Annotated in this window: 22 protein-coding genes; 12 read left to right on the top strand and 10 right to left on the bottom strand. The window is 69.5% G+C overall.

The genetic code is table 11. From position 1 onward, the window contains the following. Nucleotide 1: 1 nt before the first annotated feature. Nucleotides 2–1108, top strand: a complete 1107-nt coding sequence (locus ACZ5ZX_RS20750) for an NAD(P)H-dependent flavin oxidoreductase (protein WP_465503619.1) — start codon at nucleotides 2–4, stop codon at nucleotides 1106–1108. An 86-nt stretch (nucleotides 1109–1194) separates the two neighbouring features. On the opposite strand, the gene ACZ5ZX_RS20745 is transcribed toward ACZ5ZX_RS20750, so the two are convergent. Both ACZ5ZX_RS20745 and ACZ5ZX_RS20740 read right to left on the bottom strand, forming a co-directional pair. After that, entirely contained in the window at nucleotides 1195–2001 is an 807-nt protein-coding gene (locus ACZ5ZX_RS20745) for a S1 family peptidase (RefSeq protein ID WP_465503618.1), read from the bottom strand. Nucleotides 2002–2125: 124 nt separating this feature from the next. Further along, on the bottom strand, nucleotides 2126–3379 hold the full coding sequence (locus ACZ5ZX_RS20740; protein WP_465503617.1) for an APC family permease: 1254 nt from the start codon (nucleotides 3377–3379) through the stop codon (nucleotides 2126–2128). 72 nt (nucleotides 3380–3451) lie between these two features. Here ACZ5ZX_RS20740 and ACZ5ZX_RS20735 point away from each other — a divergent pair, with 72 nt between their 5' ends. The 9 genes from ACZ5ZX_RS20735 to ACZ5ZX_RS20695 all read left to right on the top strand — a co-directional run bounded on the left by ACZ5ZX_RS20735 (nucleotide 3452) and on the right by ACZ5ZX_RS20695 (nucleotide 10968). Further along, a complete protein-coding gene (locus tag ACZ5ZX_RS20735; protein ID WP_465503616.1) occupies nucleotides 3452–4228 on the top strand; it encodes a GntR family transcriptional regulator in 777 nt (258 codons plus the stop codon). A 182-nt stretch (nucleotides 4229–4410) separates the two neighbouring features. After that, a complete protein-coding gene (locus ACZ5ZX_RS20730; RefSeq protein WP_465503615.1) occupies nucleotides 4411–5523 on the top strand; it encodes a TIGR03364 family FAD-dependent oxidoreductase in 1113 nt (370 codons plus the stop codon). Next, nucleotides 5517–6191: a phosphonatase-like hydrolase gene (locus ACZ5ZX_RS20725; RefSeq protein WP_465503614.1), complete on the top strand. Its 675-nt coding sequence runs from the start codon at nucleotides 5517–5519 to the stop codon at nucleotides 6189–6191. Before ACZ5ZX_RS20730 ends, ACZ5ZX_RS20725 begins: the two co-directional genes overlap by 7 nt. Before the next feature lie 16 nt (nucleotides 6192–6207). Beyond that, nucleotides 6208–7227: a 2-aminoethylphosphonate ABC transporter substrate-binding protein gene (locus ACZ5ZX_RS20720; RefSeq protein WP_465503613.1), complete on the top strand. Its 1020-nt coding sequence runs from the start codon at nucleotides 6208–6210 to the stop codon at nucleotides 7225–7227. Then, nucleotides 7224–8285 carry an ABC transporter ATP-binding protein gene (locus ACZ5ZX_RS20715; protein WP_465503612.1) on the top strand — a complete coding sequence of 354 codons (1062 nt, stop codon included), beginning with the start codon at nucleotides 7224–7226 and terminating at the stop codon, nucleotides 8283–8285. Before ACZ5ZX_RS20720 ends, ACZ5ZX_RS20715 begins: the two co-directional genes overlap by 4 nt. Further along, nucleotides 8282–9136, top strand: coding sequence for a 2-aminoethylphosphonate ABC transporter permease subunit (locus ACZ5ZX_RS20710; RefSeq protein ID WP_465503611.1), 855 nt, complete (start codon nucleotides 8282–8284; stop codon nucleotides 9134–9136). The genes ACZ5ZX_RS20715 and ACZ5ZX_RS20710 overlap by 4 nt, the downstream gene beginning before the upstream one ends. Then, complete coding sequence (locus ACZ5ZX_RS20705) at nucleotides 9114–9911, top strand: ABC transporter permease (protein WP_465503610.1); 798 nt, start codon at nucleotides 9114–9116, stop codon at nucleotides 9909–9911. The genes ACZ5ZX_RS20710 and ACZ5ZX_RS20705 overlap by 23 nt, the downstream gene beginning before the upstream one ends. Nucleotides 9912–9947: 36 nt before the next feature. Continuing rightward, nucleotides 9948–10424: a hypothetical protein gene (locus ACZ5ZX_RS20700; RefSeq protein WP_465503609.1), complete on the top strand. Its 477-nt coding sequence runs from the start codon at nucleotides 9948–9950 to the stop codon at nucleotides 10422–10424. Nucleotides 10425–10587: 163 nt separating this feature from the next. After that, nucleotides 10588–10968, top strand: a complete 381-nt coding sequence (locus ACZ5ZX_RS20695) for a hypothetical protein (protein WP_465503608.1) — start codon at nucleotides 10588–10590, stop codon at nucleotides 10966–10968. Between the two features lie 64 nt (nucleotides 10969–11032). Here ACZ5ZX_RS20695 and ACZ5ZX_RS20690 read toward each other — a convergent pair whose 3' ends face one another. From ACZ5ZX_RS20690 to ACZ5ZX_RS20675, 4 genes are all read right to left on the bottom strand, one after another. Continuing rightward, complete coding sequence (locus ACZ5ZX_RS20690; protein WP_465503607.1) at nucleotides 11033–12691, bottom strand: fumarate hydratase; 1659 nt, start codon at nucleotides 12689–12691, stop codon at nucleotides 11033–11035. A 307-nt stretch (nucleotides 12692–12998) separates the two neighbouring features. Continuing rightward, nucleotides 12999–14030, bottom strand: coding sequence for a sigma-70 family RNA polymerase sigma factor (locus ACZ5ZX_RS20685; RefSeq protein WP_465503606.1), 1032 nt, complete (start codon nucleotides 14028–14030; stop codon nucleotides 12999–13001). Between the two features lie 246 nt (nucleotides 14031–14276). Beyond that, complete coding sequence (gene dtd / locus ACZ5ZX_RS20680; RefSeq protein ID WP_465503605.1) at nucleotides 14277–14702, bottom strand: D-aminoacyl-tRNA deacylase; 426 nt, start codon at nucleotides 14700–14702, stop codon at nucleotides 14277–14279. After that, nucleotides 14702–16198 (bottom strand): DUF7782 domain-containing protein, encoded by a 1497-nt coding sequence (locus tag ACZ5ZX_RS20675; RefSeq protein WP_465503604.1) that lies wholly within the window; start codon nucleotides 16196–16198, stop codon nucleotides 14702–14704. Before ACZ5ZX_RS20675 ends, dtd begins: the two co-directional genes overlap by 1 nt. Nucleotides 16199–16225: 27 nt before the next feature. Here ACZ5ZX_RS20675 and ACZ5ZX_RS20670 point away from each other — a divergent pair, with 27 nt between their 5' ends. Continuing rightward, on the top strand, nucleotides 16226–17491 hold the full coding sequence (locus ACZ5ZX_RS20670; RefSeq protein ID WP_465503603.1) for an amidohydrolase: 1266 nt from the start codon (nucleotides 16226–16228) through the stop codon (nucleotides 17489–17491). 17 nt (nucleotides 17492–17508) lie between these two features. Beyond that, the gene (locus ACZ5ZX_RS20665; protein ID WP_465503602.1) at nucleotides 17509–17862 is read left to right on the top strand and encodes a DUF3099 domain-containing protein; all 354 of its coding nucleotides are present in this window, start codon (nucleotides 17509–17511) and stop codon (nucleotides 17860–17862) included. A 673-nt stretch (nucleotides 17863–18535) separates the two neighbouring features. Here the strand turns inward: ACZ5ZX_RS20665 and ACZ5ZX_RS20660 are convergent. From ACZ5ZX_RS20660 to ACZ5ZX_RS20645, 4 genes are read right to left on the bottom strand one after another with little or no spacing between them, the layout of a single operon-like run. Further along, nucleotides 18536–19408 carry a carbohydrate kinase family protein gene (locus ACZ5ZX_RS20660; RefSeq protein WP_465503601.1) on the bottom strand — a complete coding sequence of 291 codons (873 nt, stop codon included), beginning with the start codon at nucleotides 19406–19408 and terminating at the stop codon, nucleotides 18536–18538. Continuing rightward, nucleotides 19405–20322, bottom strand: a complete 918-nt coding sequence (locus tag ACZ5ZX_RS20655) for a pseudouridine-5'-phosphate glycosidase (RefSeq protein ID WP_465503600.1) — start codon at nucleotides 20320–20322, stop codon at nucleotides 19405–19407. Before ACZ5ZX_RS20655 ends, ACZ5ZX_RS20660 begins: the two co-directional genes overlap by 4 nt. Nucleotides 20323–20331: 9 nt before the next feature. Beyond that, complete coding sequence (locus tag ACZ5ZX_RS20650; RefSeq protein WP_465503599.1) at nucleotides 20332–20976, bottom strand: HD domain-containing protein; 645 nt, start codon at nucleotides 20974–20976, stop codon at nucleotides 20332–20334. Next, on the bottom strand, nucleotides 20976–21782 hold the full coding sequence (locus ACZ5ZX_RS20645) for a sporulation protein (RefSeq protein WP_465503598.1): 807 nt from the start codon (nucleotides 21780–21782) through the stop codon (nucleotides 20976–20978). Before ACZ5ZX_RS20645 ends, ACZ5ZX_RS20650 begins: the two co-directional genes overlap by 1 nt. Nucleotides 21783–21815: the final 33 nt, after the last annotated feature.

Raw genomic sequence — 21815 nt, 5'->3', positions numbered from 1 at the left:
CATGCGGACGTCTCTCTGTGACCGGCTCGGGATCGACCTGCCGATCGTCGGGTTCACCCCGTCCGAACACGTCGCCGCGGCGATCAGCCGGGCGGGTGGGCTGGGCGTGCTGGGCTGCGTGCGGTTCAACGACGCCGCCGAACTCGACGCCGTCCTGTCCTGGATGGACGAGAACACCGGCGGGAAACCCTATGGCGTCGACATCGTGATGCCCGCCAAGATCCCGGCCGAGGGGACGTCGATCGATCTCGCGAAACACATCCCCCAGGGGCATCGCGACTTCGTGGAGCGGACTCTGCGTGACCTCGCCGTCCCGCCGCTGCCGGACGACACCGACGAACGCGCCGGCGTACTGGGCTGGCTGCATTCGGTCGCCCGGTCGCATGTCGAGGTCGCGCTCAAACACCCCATCCGGTTGATCGCCAACGCGTTGGGTTCACCGCCTGTCGACGTCATCGAGCAGTGCCACGCGAAAGGTGTGCCGGTCGCGGCTTTGGCGGGTAAGGCCGAACACGCCGTCCGGCATGTCGACAACGGCGTCGATCTCGTGGTGGCGCAAGGTTACGAGGCGGGCGGGCACACCGGCGAGATCGCGTCGATGGTCCTGCTGCCCGAGGTCGTCGACGCCGTCGGTGACCGGGTGCCGGTGCTCGCCGCGGGTGGGATCGGCTCGGGACGGCAGGTCGCGGCGGCGCTCGCGCTGGGCGCTTCCGGGGTGTGGATGGGCTCGTTCTGGCTGGCCACCGAGGAATACCTGCAGACCATGGGGGAATCCGAGGCCATGCAACGGGCCCTGGTCGCGGCGGGCTCGTCCGACACCGTCCGGACGCGGATCTACACCGGCAAACCGGCGCGGCTGCTCAAGACGCGGTGGACCGAGGCGTGGGCCGCGCCCGACGCGCCCGAACCGCTGCCGATGCCGCTGCAGAACCTGCTGGTTTCCCACGCGCACAACAGGATCCACCACGCGGCGGATCCGACCGTGGTCTCGATGCCGGTGGGGCAGATCGTCGGGCGGATGGACCGGGTGCGGCCGGTCGCCGACGTGGTCGCGGAACTCGTCTCGGGTTACGAGGAAGCACTGTCGCGTTTGGACAAGACCCGCTGAAGTCGCCCCCCTCGAACGCTATGAAAGGTCCTTTCCTTGCAAAATTTGCAAGGAAAGGACCTTTCATGGCATGCCGTGCGATGAAACTAGAGCCCGGCGGCCGCGTTCTTGATCGCGGTCGCGAAGGTGCTCACCTCGGTGTAGACGCCGGGAGCGTGCGCCCGCGCGCAGCCTTCGCCCCAGCTGACGATGCCGACCTGGATCCAGGCACCGGCGCTGTCGCGGCGGAACATCGGGCCGCCCGAGTCACCCTGGCAGGTGTCGACGCCGCCGGAGTCGAGGTTGCCCGCGCAGATCTCGGCGCTGTCGATCAGGTCGGCGTAGCTGCCGCCCTGCGCCTTGCAGGTCGCGTCGGAGACGAACGGGACCGTGGCCTTGAGCAGGTAGCGCTGCTGCGCCCCGCCCTCGGTCGCGGCACCCCAGCCGGCGACGGTGAAGGTGCCGTTGTTGTAGGCCGTCGTGCCGGCGATCGGCAGCGTCGGGATCCCGCTGACCGGGCTCGCGAGCTTGATCAGCGCCCAGTCACCACCGGTGGAGGTGGGGTAGGTCGGCGACCGGTACACGTAGGTCGACTTGACCTTCTTGGCCGAGGTGCTCTGCAGGTCGACGACACCGAGAGTCGCGGTGATGGTCGTGTTGGCGCCGGTCCGCGACACGCAGTGCGCGGCGGTCAGCACGATCTGCTGGGTGTAGAGCGCACCACCGCAGCCCATGGAAAGCCTTACCATCCAAGGGAATTCACCCTGGGCGGCTCGGGTTCCACCGACCACGTCGGTGGACGGCGGCTGCGCGGCCGCGGCGGGCGGGGCCGTGGCGAGGGCCGCCAGGGTTCCGGTCGCCGCGACGGCGATCAGGGTCTTTTTGAGCAGGCTGAACCGACGCTTGATGTCCAAGGGTTCATTCCTTCCGGCTGTCCACAGTGGAGGCAGGGAGACTGACTGCGGCCATCTGACTACAGCAGGTGGGCGGACACCGGGACAACCGACTTTCTTCGGATCTTTCGCCCGATGATGGTGATTAACGGACGTCGGACGCGAAGCGCCGACGAATGGCGTAGCCCAGAGCGCCTAACGCCAGTACTCCTGAACCGGTGAGCACCGAAACCGCCGGAAGACTGAACGCGAGCACCAGGCAGCCGAGCAGCCCCACGATGGCTATCACCCGGGAGCCCGGCCGCAGAGTCAGCGCGCTGGCGTTCGCGACGGCGTAGTACGCCAGCACCGCGAACGACGAGAAGCCGATCGCGCCGCGGAGGTCGACGGTGCTCGCGAGCAGGGCGACGACGACGCCGACGGTGAGTTCGGCCCGGTGCGGGACGCCGAAGCGGGGGTGGACCGCGGTCAGACAGCGGGGGAGATGCCCATCGCGCGCCATGGCCAGCGTGGTGCGCGACACGCCCAGCACGAGCGCGAGCAGCGAACCCACCGCGGCGAGCACCGCGCCCACCCGCACGGCGGGGGTCAGCCACGACCAGGACGACCTCTCGACCCCCTCCGCGATCGGGTCCGGGCTGCGGCCCAGCAGATCCGGCCCGAGCTGGTACAGCAGGACGAAGGCGAGCACGGCGTAGACGATCAGCGCCAACCCGAGCGCGATCGGCACCGCGCGGGGGATGGTGCGCGCCGGATCGCGGACCTCCTCACCCAGTGTCGCGATCCGCGCGTAGCCGGCGAAGGCGAAGAACAGCAGACCGGCGGCTTCGAGGACACCGCCGACGCCGGGGGTGACCGCCGGGCCCGGGGCCCCCGCCGCGAGGCCGCCGCCGAAGAGCATCGCCGCCACCGCCAGCGCGAGGATCGTCAGCGTGATGGACACGATCAGCCTGGTCGCGAACGCCGAGCGCTGGACACCGCGGTAGTTGAGCCCGGTCAGCGCCGCCACGACGCCGACCGCGAACAGGCCTCGCCACGGCTGGCCGAGTCCGGGGGCGGCGTAGGTGACGACGGTCAGCGCCATCGCCGCGCAACTGGCGGTCTTGCCGACCACGAACCCCCAGCCGGCCAGATGCCCCCAGAATTCGCCGAGCCGTTCGCGTCCGTAGACGTAGGTGCCGCCGGACGCCGGATAGAGCGCGGCCAGCCGTGCCGAGGACGTCGCGTTGCAGTAGGCGACCACGGCGGCGAGGGCCAGCCCGGCCGGGAGCCAGGCCCCCGCGGCTCGCGCGGCGGGGGCGAAGGCGACGAAGACCCCCGCCCCGATCATGGAGCCGAGGCCGATGAACACGGCGTCGCGGGTGCCGAGCCGCCGGGCGAGGGAGTTCTGTTCGTCCACGAGTGTGAGCGTGGCATGAACACTTCGTTCGGGTCAGTACAGCCCAGGTGAACTCGGCCTAAGATCTGGACAGTGAGAACACGTTCACCAAGAGTCCATCCTTCTGCCGACGGTCCGGTCCGGGACGGTATTCCCGAACACGGCCGCGTTCCACGCTATTACGCGGTCAAAGTCGAACTGCTCGACGTGATCTCCGAATTGGGGCAAGGTGCGGTACTTCCCACCGAAAGGGAACTGTCCGAACGTTTCGAGGTTTCTCGCGCGACGGTCCGCCAGGCCGTCGGCGAGCTCGTGCTCGAAGGCCGTCTCAGCAGGCGGCAGGGGAGCGGCACCTACGTCGCGGGCCCCAAGCTCGTGCAGCCGCTCGCTTTGGTGAGTTACACCGAAGGACTCAGGAGGCAGGGCATCGATCCCGGCCGGAATCTGATCTCTTTGGAGCGCCGGGAAGCCGGTCCGTCGCTGGCTTCGGAACTGGAAATCGATCCGGACGACGACGTGATCCACATCGAGCGGGTACTGCTGGCCGACGATGAGCGGGTCGGGCTGGAATCGACCTATCTCACCGCCGCGCGATTCCCGACGCTCATGGATGTGTTCGATCCCACACAGTCGCTCTACGCGTGTTTAAGGGAAAGGCTCGGCGTGGTCTTCGACGGCGCCGAGGAGCGAGTCGAGACCGTGCTCGCCACACCCCGGGAAGCGCTGTTGATCGGGACGAATCCGGCATTGCCGATGCTGTTGATGCACCGGACGTCGTGGGGAACCGACGGCATCCCGTTCGAACGCGTCCGGTCGCTGTTCCGCGGCGACCGGCTGTCCTTCGAGACCCGCCTCGGCCGCGTGGAGTAACCCCCTCGCGCGCTTGGTCCTCCAGCTGCGGTATTTGCACTTTCAACGACCGCGTTCCGAGGACGAAACGCGGCGTAATGTAACGTAAAGATAACAGGTCTGGTCCAAGTTTCGGTGGTACTTCACCTAGGGTTAGGGCCAAGGTCACGAGGCGTTGGTGCGCGCAGGCGAGCGTCTCCGGTGTGCGAATCCTCATCATCGGCGGCGGAGTGCTCGGCACTCAGCACGCCTGGCAGGCCGTCGAACGCGGCCACGACGTCGTCCAGATCGAACGCGAACCCGAGGCCCGTGGCGCGTCCGTGCGCAACTTCGGGCTGGTCTGGGTCGGCGGCCGCGCCACCGGGCCCGAACTGGAGACCGCCGCCAGGGCGCGAGTGCTGTGGGAGCGCATCGGCGAACGCGTGCCCGGGATCGGCTTCCGGCCGAACGGCTCGCTCACCGTCGTCCGTACGGAGGCCGAGCTCGCCGTCGCCCGCGCCGCCGCGGCGAGCACGGAGGAGCGCGGCTTCAAACTGCTCGACGCCGCCGAGACCCGCGCGCTGAACCCGGCACTGCGCGGCGACTTCCTCGGCGCGCTCTGGTGCGACCGCGACGCCGCCGTCGAACCGCGCGTCGCCCAGCCCGCGCTGCGCGCCGAACTGGCGAAATCCGGCCGCTACAGCTGGGTGCCCGGCCGCGAGATCCGCGACCTGACCACCCGCGGCGTCGTCGACGACACCGGTGAGACCCACGAAGGCGACGTCGTCGTCCTGTGCACCGGTGCCTGGACGGGCGGGCTGGTGAAGGAACTCGCCGGGCAGACCCCGATCCGCCGGGTACGGCTGCAGATGGCCCAGACCGAGCCGCTCGGGGAAACCCTCACCACCACCGTCGCCGACGCGGACAGCTTCCGCTATTACCCCGCGTACCGCGGCGAGGCGCTCGACGACCTCAACGCACACCAGCCGCAGGGAGCCGTCGCCGCGGCGAACGCGATGCAGTTGCTCATGGTCCAGCGCCTCGACGGCTCGCTGACCATCGGCGACACCCACTCCTACGACGAGCCGTTCTCCTTCGACACCACTGAAGACCCGTACGACCACCTGGCGGAGGTCGCCGGGGCGCTGCTCGGACGGCCGCTCCCGCGGATCGCCCGCCGCTGGGCCGGGGTCTACGCCCAGACCGTCGACACCGCCCGGATCGTCCACCGCGCCCGTGTCGCGGACAACGCCTGGCTCGTCACCGGCCCCGGTGGCCGGGGCATGACCTGTTCCCCCGCCATCGCCGAAGACACCGCCGAGGAGCTGTCGTGGTGAACACCGAACTCGTCGTCCTGGACATGGCGGGTACCACCGTCGCCGACGACGGCCTGGTGATCCGTGCCTTCACCGAGGCGATCGCCGCCGCCGGAGTGTCCGAAGAGGACACGCGCTACCCGGGAATGCTCGACTACGTCGTCGAAACCATGGGCCAGTCCAAGATCGTCGTCTTCCGTGCCCTGCTCGACGGGAACGAGGATCTCGCCCAGCGCGCGAACACCGAATTCCAGGCCGCCTACGGGAAGCTCGTCGCCGATGGCCATTGCGAGCCGATCCCCGGCGCCGAGGAGACGATCCAGGAACTGCGCGCCCGAGGCATGAAGGTCGCGCTCACCACCGGCTTCGCGCCCGCCACCCAGAACGCGATCCTGGACGCACTGGGCTGGCACGGCCTCGCCGACGCCGTGTTGGCGCCGGGAGAGGGCGTGCGTGGCCGTCCGTTCCCCGACCTGGTTCTCACCGCCGCGTTGCGGCTCGAAATCGGTGACGTCCGCCGGATCGCCGTCGCCGGTGACACCCCGTCGGACGTCCAGACCGGTTTGCGCTCCGGCGCCTCGCTCGTCGCCGGAGTGCTCACGGGATCGGCGAAGAAGCCGGAGCTCGAAGCCGCCGGAGCCACCCACGTCCTCGAATCCGTCCGCGACCTGCCTGCTGTTCTGTCCTAAAAGGAGTTTTGACGACATGAAGAAACTCGCGGCCGCCGCCCTCGCCGGGCTGCTCACGATCACCCTGGCCGCCTGTGGTGGCACCGCCGGTGGCGCGTCCGGCGACCAGACCGTCACGCTGTACACAGTGGACGGACTGGAAGACTGGTACGCCCAGCGCGTCGAGGAGTTCAAGGCGAAGACCGGGATCACCGTGCAGGCGGTGACCGCCGGATCGGGCGAGGTCGCCTCGCGGGTGGAGAAGGAGAAGGCCAACACCCAGGCCGACATCCTCGTCACGCTCCCGCCGTTCATCCAGCGCGCCGCCTCGCAGGGGCTGCTCGCGGCCACGGCGCCGTCCGGGATCGACCAGGTCCCCGCCGGGCAGAAAGACGGCCAGGGCCGGTACTTCGCGATCATGAACAACTACCTCAGCTTCATCCGCAACCCCCAGGCCTCACCCAAGACCTGGGACGACCTCCTATCCCCCGCGCTCAAGGGCAAGATCCAGTACTCGACACCCGGCGAGGCGGGCGACGGCACCGCCGTACTGCTGCAGCTCCAGCACGTCCTCGGTGAACAGGGCGCGCTCGAATACCTCACGAAACTCGAAGCCAACAACGTCGGCCCGTCGTCCTCCACCGGGAAGCTGCAGCCGAAGGTGGCCAAGGCCGAGATCCTGGTGGCCAACGGCGACGTCCAGATGAACCTCGCCTCGATCGAGAAGAGCGGCGGATTCGAGGTCTTCTTCCCGGCCGACGCCCACGGCAAGCGGTCCACGTTCGCTCTCCCGTACTACGCCGGTCTCGTGAACAACGCGCCGCACGCCGAGAACGCCAAGAAGTTCCTGGACTTCCTGCTCTCGCCCGAGGTGCAGGGCAAGGCCGTGGACGCTTTCGGCGCCCCGGCGCGGACCGACGTGACGCCGTCCGGCCCGCGGGCGGACAAGGTGAAGGCCGCGCTCGACGGCGTCGAGATCTGGCAGCCGGACTGGGACGCCGTACTCGCGAAGCTCGACGCCGACCTCGCGGCGTACAAGAAGGCCGTCGGCCGATGACCCCGGCGGTCGAGTTCCGCGGGGTGTCCGTCCGCTTCGGACAGACGACCGCCCTCTCACCACTGGACCTCACCGTGGCGAGAGGGGAGACGCTGGCCATGCTCGGGCCGTCCGGCTCCGGCAAGTCGACGGCCTTGAAGGCACTCGCGGGTTTCGTCGTGCCGAGCACCGGCCGGGTCCTGCTCGACGGCGAGGACGTCACCGACCTGCCGCCGCATCGGCGCGGACTCGGCGTGGTCGTCCAGAGCTACGCGCTGTTCCCGCACATGCGCGTCGAGGCGAACGTCGCCTTCGGGCTCAAGGCACGCAAGACTCCTCGTGCCGAGACCGAGAGCCGGGTCGCCGAAGCGCTGGAACTGGTCGGGATGGGCAAGTACGCCCGCCGCTACCCTCGTGAGCTTTCGGGCGGGCAGCAGCAACGCGTCGCGCTCGCGCGGGCCTTGGCCATCCGGCCGCGGGTGCTACTCCTCGACGAGCCACTGTCCGCTTTGGACGCCGCCCTGCGCGAGGACATGGTCGCGGAACTGCTCCGGCTGCGCGCCGAACTGCCCGACACCACGCTGATCTACGTCACCCACGACCAGGGTGAGGCGCTGGCGCTGGCCGACCGGATCGCGGTTATGCGCGATTCGAAGCTGGTCGAACTCGGCCCGAGCCGTGAGCTGTACCAGCGTCCGTCGACGGAGTTCACCGCCGGCTTCCTCGGCGCGTCCAACCTCCTCCCGGTGGAGCTGATCCACACCGACGGCACCCGGGTCCGGCTCGGTGGCCGGGAACTGGCGGCGGATCCGTCCGGTGCGATCAGGGCCGGGCAGCCGGTCGCGCTCGGTGTCCGGCCGCACCGGGTCGGGATCACCGCGGTGGACGCCCCCGGCGCGCTGCCCGCGATCCTGCGCGGCGTCCAGTGGCGCGGCACAGGCTTCCGTCTCGATCTCGAACTCACCCACGACGGCGGCGAGGTACGGGCCGAGGTGCCGGACGTCGAGGGACTGCCCGGGGTGGGGGAGCGGGTCGGAGTGTCCATTCCGGACGGTTGCCCGCTGGTGGGGATCGGATGACCGGCCTCGCACTGGCCGCCACGTCGGCACCGGCGCGGCGGCGGGAGAAACCGGCGGCCCGCGGCTGGCTCCTGCTGCCGCCGGTGCTCGTCCTGCTCGGGTTCTTCGGCTATCCGCTCGTGCTGGTCGTCCTGCAGTCGCTGGAATCGAAGACCGGCGAGTTCGGTTTCTCGGTCTGGCTGGACGTGCTGGGTTCGGCGGAATTCCGCGACGCCGCCTGGAAGACCGTCGCGCTCGCCCTCGGCGCCACCGCGGGCTGTGTGGTGCTCGGGACGTTCCTCGCACTGGTGATCGCGTTCGTCCCGTTCCCCGGCGCGCGGACCCTTTCGCGGCTGGTGGACACCGTCCTCGCGTTCCCCTCGTTCCTCATCGCGCTCGCGTTCACCTTCATCTACGGCAGCGCGGGAATCCTGGGCGCCGGCGGTTTCCTGTACTCGCCGTTCGGGATCCTGCTCGCGGAGATCACCTTCTACACGCCGTTCGTGATGCGGCCGGCGCTCGCCGCGTTCGGCCAGGTCTCTTCGGCGCAGATGGAGGTCGCGGCCAGCCTCGGCGCGAAACCCGGACGCGTGCTGCGTCAGGTGATCCTGCCGGAAGCGTGGGTGTCACTGGCTTCGGGCGCCTGCCTGACCATGCTGCTGGCGATGAACGAGTTCGGCATCGTGCTGTTCCTCGGCGCCAAGGACGTCACGACGTTGCCGATGCTGGTCTACGGCAAGGGGATCGTCACGTTCGACTTCCCGCAGGCGTGTGTCATCGCGGTGGTCAACGTCGTGTTCTCCCTTGCCTTGTACGGAACTTACCGGCGTCTGACGAAGGGAGGCCGTCGTGCTGCTGTGGACGAGGCGTAGCCGGATCCTGCTGTGGACGGTGTTCGCGGTGCTGTTCACCGCGATCGTGCTGGCGCCGCTGCTGATGATCGCGCTGGCGTCGGTCGCCGGGAACTGGACCGGTTTGCTGCCGGGCGCGCTCACCGGTTCGCATTTCGCGCAGGCGTTGTCCGGGGAGACGTTCGCGAGCCTTTCGGTGAGCATCCAGACCGGTGTCATCGCCTCACTGGTCTCGGTGCTGCTGGGGACGTGGGCCGCGCTCGCCGCGCAGTCCGCCGGACCTCGGGTCCGCAAAACCGTCGACACCCTGTTCCACCTGCCGATCGCGGTGCCGTCGGTGGTGCTGGGACTGGCTTTGCTGGTGGCGTTCAGCCGTCCGCCGCTGGCCTTCAATGGGACGCGCTGGATCGTGCTGCTCGGGCACGTGATGATCCTGCTGCCGTTCTCCTTCAGCACCGTCTCCGCCGCGATCGCGCGGATGGACCCGCTGCTGGCCCAGGCGGCGGCGAGTCTCGGGGCGGGGCCGGTGCGGGTGCTGCTCCAGGTCCGGCTGCCGGTGCTGCTGCCGTCGATCTCGGCGTCGGCGAGTCTCGCGCTGGCGATGTCGATGGGCGAACTGGGCGCGACGATGATGCTGTACCCACCGGACTGGCGCACCCTGCCCGCGAGCATTTTCGCCCTCACGGACCGGGGACAGGTGTTCCTCGCCTCGGCGAGCACGGTGCTGCTGCTGGCCGTCACCCTCGCCGGGGTCGTGCTCCTCGGGCTGGTTCGCGGACGCGCGGCTCAGCGGTAATGCAACCGCATCGGGCGTTCGTTCCGTCTTGAAGCCATGAAGAACGCAGCGAAGACGCTAGGCGCGGGGCTCGTGCTCGCCGCGACGGCGGCCTGCGGCGCGGGCGGCCCGGGAGCACCGGCGAACACGGAGGTCCCGCCAGTCGTCACCACACCCTCGGATCTGCCCACCTCGCTCCCGGCCAGCCCGCCGGTCGCGAAACCGCCGATGTCGCGGCCGACCGTCGGTCCGCCGCCCTCGGACAAGATGCTGCCGCCGTCGCAGGTCGACGCCAAGGTGCCCGCCCAGGTCAGCGCCGAGAACGGCGGCCTGAACGTGTACCTCGAACTGAGCGGTTGCGACGAGGCGAAGGCGAGCCTCGCCGAGGAGAACGCGCAGCGGGTCGCGGTCAAGGTGAAGATCGACCACGGCAAGCCGGGGCAGATGTGCCCGCAGGTCATCCGTTACGCCGTCCTGCCGGTGAAGCTCGCCGAACCGCTCGGTCCGCGGACCGTCGTCCTGGAAGTGGGTTGAGATCATGTGCAACCCCACGACGGCCCCGTTCCGTCCCAGTCACATGAGGTACTTAACGAATGTCATCGGCCTAGGCCTGATCGTCGTTGCGGTATCCGCCTGCGGGGCGCAGAACCAGGCGGTGGAACCCGGGAGCGGCCAGGGCAGCGGCAACCTGAGTACCGTGCCGCCCTCCTCGTCGCCGTCTCCCGCACCGGGGAGCCAACCCGGTGTACCGGGCGCACCACGCCAGGAGGTTCCGGAAGGCAGCACCAAGCTGCCGGACAAGCAACTCGACGCGTCGGCGCTGCCCGCGGACTACCCGCGTGAGGTCCACACCAGCAACGGCGGGACGATCCTGAACATCCGCGGCCAGGAAGGCGGCTGCGGGCACGCGACCGCGGAGGCGGCGCAGCAGGACGGGACCCGGGTCACCATCAACCTGACCGAACTCAAGGGCCAGACCGGCCAGATGTGCACGATGGACATCCGGTACCCGGTGATCTCGGTGACGCTCGCGGCGCCGCTGGGAGAGCGGACCGTGGTGTTGAAGCAGATGCGGTAACGCGCTCGCGCGCGCCATGAAAGGTCCTTTCCTTGCAAAATTTGCAAGGAAAGGACCTTTCCTCTCACCGGAAGCTGATCTGCAGCACCGGCTCCGAGGTCGCCTCGAAGAAGTCGTTGCCCTTGTCGTCGATGACGATGAACGCGGGGAAGTCCTCGACCTCGATCTTCCAGACCGCCTCCATCCCCAGCTCGGCGTACTCGAGGACGTCGACCTTCTTGATGCAGTCCTGCGCGAGCCGCGCGGCCGGGCCGCCGATCGAACCGAGGTAGAACCCGCCGTGTTCCTGGCACGCGGCGGTCACCTTCTTGGACCGGTTGCCCTTGGCCAGCATCACCAGGGAACCGCCTGCCGCCTGGAACTGCTCGACGTAGGAGTCCATGCGGCCCGCGGTGGTCGGCCCGAAGGAGCCCGACGCGTAGCCCTCCGGCGTCTTCGCCGGGCCCGCGTAGTAGACGGGGTGGTCGCGAAGGTACTGAGGCATCTCTTCGCCCGCGTCGAGCCGCTCGGCGATCTTCGCGTGCGCGATGTCGCGGGCGACGACGAGCGGGCCGGTCAGCGACAGGCGGGTCTTCACCGGCAGTTGCGAGAGCTGCGCGCGGATCTCGGCCATCGGGCGGTTGAGGTCGACGGTCACCACCTCGTCGGACAGGTCGTCCTCGGTGACGTCGGGCAGGAACCGCGCCGGGTCGCGTTCGAGCTGCTCCAGGAACACGCCGTCGGCGGTGATCTTCGCCTTGGCCTGGCGGTCGGCCGAGCACGAGACCGCGACACCGACCGGGCAGGACGCGCCGTGCCGCGGCAGGCGGATCACGCGGACGTCGTGGCAGAAGTACTTGCCGCCGAACTGCGCGCCGATGCCGAACTGGCGCGTCATCTCCAGCACCTGCTGTTCGAGGTCGACGTCGCGGAAACCGTGGCCCAGCTCGGACCCCTCGGTGGGCAGGTCGTCGAGGTAGCGGGCGGAGGCCAGCTTCGCGACCTTCAGGTTGAACTCCGCCGACGTGCCGCCGACGACGATCGCGAGGTGGTACGGCGGGCACGCGGCGGTGCCGAGGCTGCGCAGTTTCTCGTCGAGGAACTTCGCGAGCCGCTTCGGGTTCAGGACCGCTTTCGTTTCCTGATAGAGGAACGTCTTGTTCGCGCTGCCGCCGCCCTTGGCCATGAACAGGAATTCATAGCTCGGGTTGCCTTGGCCGTCTTTGTGATAGAGCTCGATCTGCGCGGGCAAGTTGGTACCGGTATTGCGCTCATCCCAGAAATTCACCGGCGCCATCTGCGAATAGCGCAGATTCAACTCCTGATAGGCGTCGAAAATGCCTCGCGACAGCGCGCGTTCGTCGTCGGCGCCGGTGAGCACGCCCTCGCCGCGCTTGCCGATCACGATGGCGGTGCCGGTGTCCTGGCACATCGGGAGGACGCCGCCGGCGGAGATCGCCGCGTTGCGCAGCAGATCCATCGCGACGAACCGGTCGTTGCCGCTGGCCTCGGGATCGTCGACGATCGCGCGCAGCTGCGCCAGGTGCGACGAGCGCAGCAGGTGCTGGATGTCGGTGATCGCGGTCTTGGCGAGCTTGGTCAGCGCCTCGGGCTCGACCTTGAGGAACTTCCGGCCCGCCGCCTCGACGACCTCGACACCTTCGGTGCCGAGCAGCCGGTATTCGGTGTGGGTGTCCTTCGCGAGCGGAAGGACTTCAGTGTGCTGGAACGTGGTGGGCGCCACTGCGCGGGCTCCTTTGCCGGCATCGGGAACCCGCCCACGGTACTAGGCGGGCCTCGCGTGACCGGCGTCACGTCCAGGTGAAGGCGGCGGAATGCAATTCGCACTCCGCAATTTGTCGCGGGGCCGCACAAATTAGTTCGGGAGGCCGGGCCCACCCCGACGGACCCGACCTCCCGGGGAAAGCGATCCGGGCGCGAACACCCGACCGCGAAGACTTATTACCTGCTCGACGGTCTCGTGACGCAGGTCATAAGTCAACGCTGCCGAACGGGTGTCGCTTTTCGAGCGCCTAAAGGCGCAGTGAAGATTACGAAGCGTAAGCGCGCAGGCGGTCGGCCCGCTCGCCCTGACGAAGCTTCGACATGACCTCTCGCTCGATCTGGCGAACGCGCTCACGGGAAAGCCCGAAGTGCTTGCCGATCTGGTCGAGGGTGCGCGGCTGGCCGTCGTCGAGACCGTAGCGCAGGCGGATCACCTGGGACTCCCTGTCGTCCAGCGTCGCGAGCACGCGGCGCAGGTCGTCCTGGAGCAGACCGGAGATGACGGCGCTCTCGGCGTCGGTCGCCTCGGAGTCCTCGATGAAGTCGCCGAGCGGGGCGTCCTCCTCGGTGCCGACCGGCATGTCGAGGCTCACCGGGTCACGCGAGTGGTCGAGCAGATCGGAGATCTTGTGTGCCGGGATGCCCGATTCCGCCGCCAGTTCCTCGTGCGTGGCGTCGCGTCCGAGCTGCTGGTGCAGGTCACGCTTGATGCGGGCCAGCTTGTTCACCTGTTCCACCAGGTGGACCGGCAGCCGGATGGTGCGTCCCTGGTCGGCCATCCCCCTGGTGATGGCCTGGCGGATCCACCAGGTGGCGTAGGTCGAGAACTTGAACCCCTTGGAGTAGTCGAACTTCTCCACCGCGCGGATCAGACCCAGGTTCCCCTCCTGGATCAGGTCGAGCAGCGGCATCCCCCGGCCGGTGTAGCGCTTCGCGAGCGAGACCACGAGGCGGAGGTTGGCCTCCAGCAGGTGGTTCTTCGCGACGTGGCCGTCACGCACGAGGGCCCTCATCTCGGAGCGCCGCTTCGGCGTGAGATTCTCGGCGGTGTCGAGAACGTGCTGGGCGAACACCCCGGCTTCGATGCGCTTCGCCAGCTCGACCTCGTCGGCGGCGGACAGCAGCGCCGTCTTGCCGATTCCGTTGAGGTACACGCGAACCAGGTCCGCGGCCGGGCTCTGGGCGTCGAGGTCGGCGTCGGTGAGCACCCCCGCTGTCACCGGCTCCTGGGTGGATTGCGCCGGGATACGGCGCTCGCGAATCCCGCGCGCTTCGCGTTCGAGAGTCTGGACTGACATTCTGCCTCCCCGGTCACGGGCTGAACGTGCTGCGGTGTGTCCGCCGGATCCGTCTCGGCGTAGCAAGCCCTGTGGAAACCCGCTACTCCTCGCCGTCCCAGCTTGGCTGGACACTTGGCTCAACGCCGGGAGGTCCGAAAACGTTCCCGGCCGCTATTGAGGAGACGGGCGGCTGACCTGGGGCGTTGCTCGACCAACCCTGAGCTTTTCCTGAGAATGCCCGCGCCGGGGAGAAACAAACGTGGTCTAGACCTCTAGCAGAACCGTGAAGGGACCGTCGTTCACGCTCCGGACCGCCATCATGGCACCGAACCTGCCCGTTTCGACGCGGGCGCCGCGTTCACGCAAAGCCTCGACCACGGCCTCCACGAGCGGCTCGGCGGTTTCGGGCCGGGCGGCCGCCGTCCACGACGGACGCCGGCCTTTGCGGGTATCGCCATAAAGAGTGAACTGGCTTACGACAAGTAGGGGAGCGCCGGTGGTGGCACAGGACTCCTCGTCGCGAAGTATGCGAGCTTCGTGCAGTTTGCGTGCCATCGTCGCCGCTTTCGTCACGTCGTCGTCGACGTGGATTCCCAGCAGCACCAGCAAACCCGGCTCGGAGATGGCGCCGGTCACCTCGTCGCCGACGGTCACGCTCGCCTCCGTGACCCTCGCCACCACCGCGCGCATCAGACGGCCGGGAGGAGCATGCCGTGCCGGACCAGTTCGCGGACGACGGGCAGTGCGGCGGCGGCCAGTTCCTCCGGTTCGAGGCCCTGCGCGGCCGCCAGGAGCACGATCAGGTCTTCCAGGGGGAGCGCGCCCTGACAGCCGGCGAGCAACCGGGTCGCCAGTTCGTCCACCTCATGCGACCACCCGGGACCGTCGGTGCGGTGCAGCCGCTGGACGGTGGTGGCCCAGCCCTCCTCGCCCGGCTCGGCGACGCTCTCCAGCAGAACGCTCTCCGGAACGCGGAACCGGACATCGAGGAGCGAATCCCCGTTGGCGCGCAGCCATTCCACCCGGTCCAGCCAGTTCGCCGCCTCGGCGCCCAGCGGATCGTCGTAGGCCTGGCGGAGGTCCTCGCACACGATCGTCGGCGTCTGGCCCGCGGCGCGGCGAAGGGTGACGAAGCCGAAGCCGATGCCCTGGACGTTGTTTTCGGCGAACCAATCGAGCCAGGCGCCGGATTTCGCGCGGCCTTCGGGGGAGCGGGGGTCGATACCCGCGTCGCGCAGCCACGTGCCGACGTAGAGGCCCGGATCCGCGATGTCCCGCTGGACGAACCACGCGTCGGTCTCGGCGGGAAGCCAGCGGGTCACCCGATCGCCCCAATCCTCGCCCTCGACGTGCAGCCAGGACGCGAGGAGCTGGCCGGTCCCGCCGTCGTTGAGGAACCCGGGCAGCTGCCGCACCACCAGCGCGCTGGCGTCGTCGCCGGCGAGGCCGGAGTCGCGGTAGGTGTAGTCGACCCTCGGCGGGCCGACCACGAACGGCGGATTGCAGACGATCTGGTCGAACCGGCGGCGCGCGACCGGCGCGAACCACTCGCCCCGCACGAGTTCGACGTCCAGTTCGTTGAGCCGGAAGGTGGCCGCGGCGAGCGCCAGCGCACGGGCCGAGACGTCGGTGGCGGTGACCTTCTCCGCGTGGCGGGTGGCGTGCAGCGCCTGCACGCCGTTGCCGGTCCCGAGGTCGAGCAGGCTGCCGACCTCGCGGCGGCTGGTGGCGCGAATGAGACTGAGCGAGGCGTGCCCGACCCCGAGCACGTGGTCCTCGGGCACGGTCCGGCCGAGAACGTCGGCGTCGAGGTCCGAAACGACCCACCAGGAGCCTTCATCGTCGCCGTGCGGGCGGACGTCGAGCCCGGCCCGGTAGCCGTCGGCCGCCGGAACGAGCAGCGTCGCGGCGACCGCGTCATCCAGCGCCAGTGGCGCGAAAGCGGCTTCGACGTCCTTCTCCGGCTCGGTCGAGCCCAGGAGGAACAGCCGGATCAGCGTGCCGAGTTCCCCGGCGTCGCGTGTCGCGCGGTAGGCGAGTTCGGGCTCGCCGCGGCCGAGGGCGGCGTGGGCGGAGCCGAGGGCCTCGACCACGCCGTCGGCGTCGTAACCCGTCCGGCGGAAGGCGTCCCGCAGCCTCGCGCAGACTTCGTCGGACAGTTCGGGGAGGGCCGCTCGTGTGCTCACGTTGGGTAATACTGCCAGGATGAGGTCGTGAGCCTAGAAAGTGTCCTGGCACCGCTGAAGGCGGCGCTGCCCGGACTGGAAGACCTGTACACCGACTTCCACCGGCATCCGGAGCTGTCGTTCGCCGAAACCCGCACCGCCGCCGAACTGGCCAAGCGGCTCGAGGCCGACGGCTACGAGGTGCACACCGGCATCGGGCGCACCGGGGTCCTCGGCGTATTGAGGAATGGCCCCGGTCCGAAGGTGATGCTGCGCGCCGACATCGACGCGCTGCCGGTCGAGGAGAAGACCGGCCTGCCTTACGCCAGCACCGCCCGCGGAGTCGACGCCGACGGCCGCGACGTCCCGGTGATGCACGCCTGCGGTCACGACATGCACGCCACCTGGCTCTCCGGCGCCGCCTCGCTGCTGGCGGCCGGACGTGAGCACTGGTCGGGCACGCTGATGGTCGTCTTCCAGCCGGGAGAGGAAGCCGGGGACGGCGCCGCCGGGATGGTCCGCGACGGGGTCTTCGGGCCCGCGGGCAAGCCCGATGTCGTACTCGGCCAGCACGTTGTCCCCGGTCCCGCGGGCTGGGTGCTGACCAGGCCGGGCGTGCTCATGGCGGCCACCGACGCGCTGCGCATCACCCTGCACGGCCGGGGCGGGCACGGTTCGCGCCCCGAGACGACGGTGGATCCCGCGGTGCTCGCCGCGTCCGTGGTGCTCAAGCTGCAGACCATCGTTTCGCGGGAGATCGCGGCGACCGAGTCGGCGGTGGTGACCGTCGGTTCGCTGCACGTCGGCACCGCGCACAACATCATCGCCGACCACGCCGTCCTCGAGGTCAACATCCGGTCGTTCGACCAGGCGGTGCGGGAGAAGGTGGTCGCGGCGGTCGAACGGATCGTGCACGGCGAGGCGGCCACCGCGGGCGCGCCGAAACCGCCCGAGATCGAGCGCATCGGCGCCTTCCCGGTCACCGAGAACGACGAGACGGCCACCGACGCACTCACCGCCGCGTTCCGCGACCACTTCGGCGAGGGGCGGGTGATGCCGGCACCGCTGGTCACCGGCAGTGAGGACTTCAGCGAGTTCGGCCGCGCCGCCGGGGTACCGTCGGTGTTCTGGCTGGTCGGCGGGATGGACGAGCAGCAGGTCATCTCCGCGATGACCGCGGGGCGCTTCGAACAGGACATCCCGTCGAACCACTCGCCACTGTTCGCGCCGATCCCGCATCCGACCCTTTCGGCGGGCGTCGAAGCACTCGTCGTCGCGGCCTGGCATCGGCTCACCCACCCGGGTGTCGGATGAGCCCGGCGAGTGGGAGCATGGAAGCCGGAGGTGGTGCTGTGAACGCGCCCGCCCACGGTCCCGAACCGAGGGAACCCGCTCCGGTGCTGATCACCGAAGCCGCCCCGTCCTACGAAGACCAACTGGCCAAACGGAAGCGGAAGTACATCATCATGATGTCGTTCCGCATCCCGTGCCTGATCCTCGCCGGGATCTTCTACCAGACCTGGTGGCTGGCACTGGCGTTGATCGCGATCTCGATCCCGCTGCCGTGGATCGCCGTCCTGGTGGCCAACGACCGGCCGCCGCGCAAGAGCGAGGCGGTGAACCGGTACCAGGCCGAACCGACCCGCATCGAGGGCGGCGGGCACCAGGTCATCGACGGCGGCTGACTCGTTTCGCGCGTGCCATGAAAGGTCCTTTCCTTGCAAAATTTGCAAGGAAAGGACCTTTCATGGCGTGTGACGGGGGTGGCTACGGCCGCGGATCGGCCTTCGCCGTGAGACGAGGGCGAGGTCGTTCCGCCTGTTCGCGAGCTACGGCCACCCGTGCCGTGCTGAAGGGGCCTTTCCTCTCATCGCATGCGGTGAAAGCGTCCTTCAGCCCCTGCCGCAACCCCAGACCGCGGTCCGTGAAGGCCTCCTTCCCTACTTTGAAGGTCAGGGGCCCGGCAAAGTCGGCATCGTGCAGGTCGGGCACGTCTTCGTCATGGCGCAGGTCGTCGATGAAGGAATTGGGACGTTGAGTGTCCCAATTCCTTCATGGACGCGGGGCACATTCGGTCGCCGGGACCCTGACTCTGAAGGTAGGGAAGGAGGCCTTCATTTGTGTACCTACGGCTGACGTCCGGGCGGCGCGAGGTGTCTCGAAGGGGCCCTTTGAGACGTTCAGCGTCTCCGCGAGAGGGTCGCGAGCGCCACACTTGAGACGCTGAACGTCCCAGGCGAGGCGCAGGAGACATCCGCCCTCCTCATCATTCACGACCCACGCACCATGCGGCCCCTGGAACCCTCGAACGAAGACGCAGGTGCCGAAGTGCGCCGGTCGAAACAGCGACGCCGCGCGTCAGGGTTGCGGACCGACCTTCGCCACCGCCTGGGCACCCAGCCGCGTACCGGCCCGAAGGACCTCCACCGTGGACTCGCCGCGCAGCCACGCCGCGAGCACTCCGGCGTCGAAGGCGTCCCCCGCGCCGGTGGAATCGACGCAGTCGGCGGGCTGCGAAGGCACCGAAGTGATGTTGCCGCCCGCGTCCACCCAGCTGGCGCCGTCGAGACCGGCGGTGACCACGACCTCGCCGACGTAGCCCAGCAGTTCCTTCGCCGCCGCCGGATCGCTCGACCCGGTCAGCGCGACCAGTTCGCTCGTGTTCGGCATCAGCAGGTCGACGCCGCGCACGTCTTCGAGGAACTGCGCCGGATCGGTGATCAGCGTCGCCGCCTGCGGGTCGACCGAAGTCGTCAGCCCGGCCTTCTTCGCCGCGGCCAGCGAGGCGAGCGCCGCGGGCCGTGAGGTCGGGTACAGCAGGACGTAACCCGAGAGGTGCAGGTGACTCGCGCCGCTCAGCGCCTCCTCGGTGATGTCCTCGGGGCTGAACCGCGCGTTCGCGCCGCGGTCGGCGAGCATGCTCCGTTCACCGGCGCCGTCGACGAGCACCACGACGCAGAACGTCGGTTCCTCGGGATCCACCGCGAAGGAGCAGCGGACACCCGCCGCCTCCAGTTCGCTCTTCACCATGCGGCCACCGGAATCGTCGCCGATCCGCGCGATCAGCGTGGTCTCCGCGCCCTCGGCACGCAGCCAGAGCGCGGTGTTCGCGCCCGCGCCGCCACTGGTGAAGTGGACCTTCGCGCGGATGTCGCCGCCGTGCGGGATGGGGCCCTCGTGGCGCGCGACCACGTCCAGGCCGACGTCGCCGACGACCACGATGCCGCTCATGCCGCGGTCCCGGCGAGCGCGACGGCCACCGCGGTGGCGAGTTCCGCGTTGGACAGCACCAGTGCCTCGTTCGCGTCGAGGCTCACGCCACCGCTCGCGGTGTGGAAGTGCTCCAGCAGCACCGGCGTCACGTCGCTGCCGTGCACTCCTCGCGAGCGCAGGAGCTCCAGCCCTTCGGCGAGCAGCCGGTCGTGCAGTTCTTTGTCCATTTCGGACGCTTCGGGGATCGGATTCGCCAGCAGTACCCCGGAATTCGCGTAGGCCCGATGCGCGGCGATGACGGAGGCGGCCTGCGCGGCGTCGTCGACCCGCCACGGCACTTCGAAGCCGGACGAGCGGAGGTAGAAGGCGGGGAACTCGCCGGTGCGGTAGCCCAGCACGGGTACCGAGTTCGTCTCCAGCACCTCGAGGGTCGCGGCGATGTCGAGTACCGACTTCACCCCGGAGCACACGACCGTGGTCGGCACCTTCGCGAGCACGCCGAGATCCGCCGAGACGTCCCAGCTCTGCGCCGCGCCCATGTGCACGCCGCCCAGCCCGCCGGTGGCGAACATGCCGATCCCGGCCGCGGCCGCCAGCGCCGCGGTGCTCGCGACCGTCGTCGCCCCGGACCGGCCGAGGCCGACGGCCGGGCCGAGGTCGCGCAGGGAGAGCTTGTCCAGGTCCGCGCCGGGCGCGCAGACGCGCTCCAGCTGCTCGCCGGTGAGGCCGATCAGCGGGACGCCGTCGAGGACGGCGATCGTCGCGGGCACGGCACCGCCGTCCCGCACGATCCGCTCCAGCCGCTTGGCGACGTCGAGGTTGCGGCCGGGCGGGAGACCGTGGGAGAGGATGGTGCTCTCCAGCGCGACGACGGGATCACCGTCGGCGAGGGCGGAGGCGACCTCTTCGTGAAGGGACAGTTGCGGAGTCACGAGCGAACATCATCGGTGATGTGGGTCCGCGTCACGCCAGTGGGTCAGTTCGGTGGCGAGATTCTCCCTGGCCTTGCTCTCCCAGCGTGCCCGCGCGATGTCACTGCGGTACAGCCGCGGCCGGGCCAGCAGATTCTCCAGCACGGCCGTGCGGCCGGCGCGCCAGTCCTCGTCGGAGTAGATCGAGTACTCCGCACGGACGCCGCTGGCGTACTCCTCGTAGACCTCGGGCGCGGCCCCGAGGATCGCGAGATCGGCGTCGAGCAGCGTCGTGGCGAGGAGGTCGTCGTCGGGAGCGGAGTGCTCCATCGTGGCGAGGATCAGGCCTTCGGCGCGCGCGATGTCGGCTTCGGGGACTCCGGCGTTGGCGAGCTCGGCCCGGGTCCAGGCCGCGCTGGCTCGTTCGTCGTCGCCGGGGCGGGCGTCGTAGACGACGTCGTGTGTCCAGGCCGCGATGGCGACGAGGGCTCGTTCGCGGGCGCTCAGCCCGAAGGCGACGGCGAGCGCGCCGCTGTCGTGGGCGACGGCGGTGGCGTGCCGGAGATCGTGATAGTGGCGGTGCGGCTCGGCGTAGCGGGTTTCGAGGTCGTTCCACGCGACGGCGGCGATCTGATGGTCGCCGCCGAGCCGGGTGACCGCGGTGGTCCAGGTCATCAGTCGAAGATCCCGCGTGCTTTGGCCACCTCGTGCAGCCAGCCTTCGAGCTGGGGCTCCCAGTTGACCCGGTCCAGCGCGGCGTGGTCGACCTTGAACAGGCCGAGGAACTCCTGCCCGCGCCCGCCGAACCCGCCGCTCTTGGACACCCGGACCCGTTTGGTCACCTCGAGCACGACCTGCGTCTGGACGGCCGAGGACAGGAAGGTCACCGCCACCGAGGTGAAGACCGGCGCGAAGCGCGGCGAAGGGGTGAAGCGGATCTCCTGGAAGAACGGCAGCTGCTGGGTCGCGCCGTCGACCCGGCCGCGTTCCAGCACGGCCTCGCGGAAGACGAAACCGATCCGGCTGAACGCGTCCAGGATCCGCTTCTGCGCGGGCAGCGGTTCGATGGCGGCGCCGTCGACGTCGACCGGGTCGGTGACGGAGTTCGCGATGTCGAGGCTGGTCTGCAGGCCGACGGCCATCCCGGTCAGCGGCTTGCCGAAGACGCTGGAGATCGGCGTCTCCCAGGGCAGGGCCACCTCGAACGGGATGCGGACCTGCTGCCCGGCCGCGACGCGCTCGCGGCCTGCCAGCTGCTGGGTGCCGAACTCGAGGTCCTCGACGCCGGGGTCGCGCTCGTCCGGGATCTGGACGCGGGCGAGCAGTTTCACCGCGAGACCGTTGATCTCTTGATCGACTTCCCCGCCGAGCAGCAGGACCTCGCCGCGCAACGGGCGGCCGGGGGAGACCGTGCGGTCGAGCAGCCGGGCGTCGATCTTCGCCCCGCCCGAACCGAACGTCGCGAGCACCTTCTGGAACATGAGCGAGATCCTGCCAGGTCCCCGGTGTGCGCA

It is taken from the genome of Amycolatopsis sp. NPDC033938 (assembly GCF_055575975.1).
Note: the sequence above shows the minus strand (reverse complement) of the source record. Positions and strands in the feature narration are given on the sequence as shown.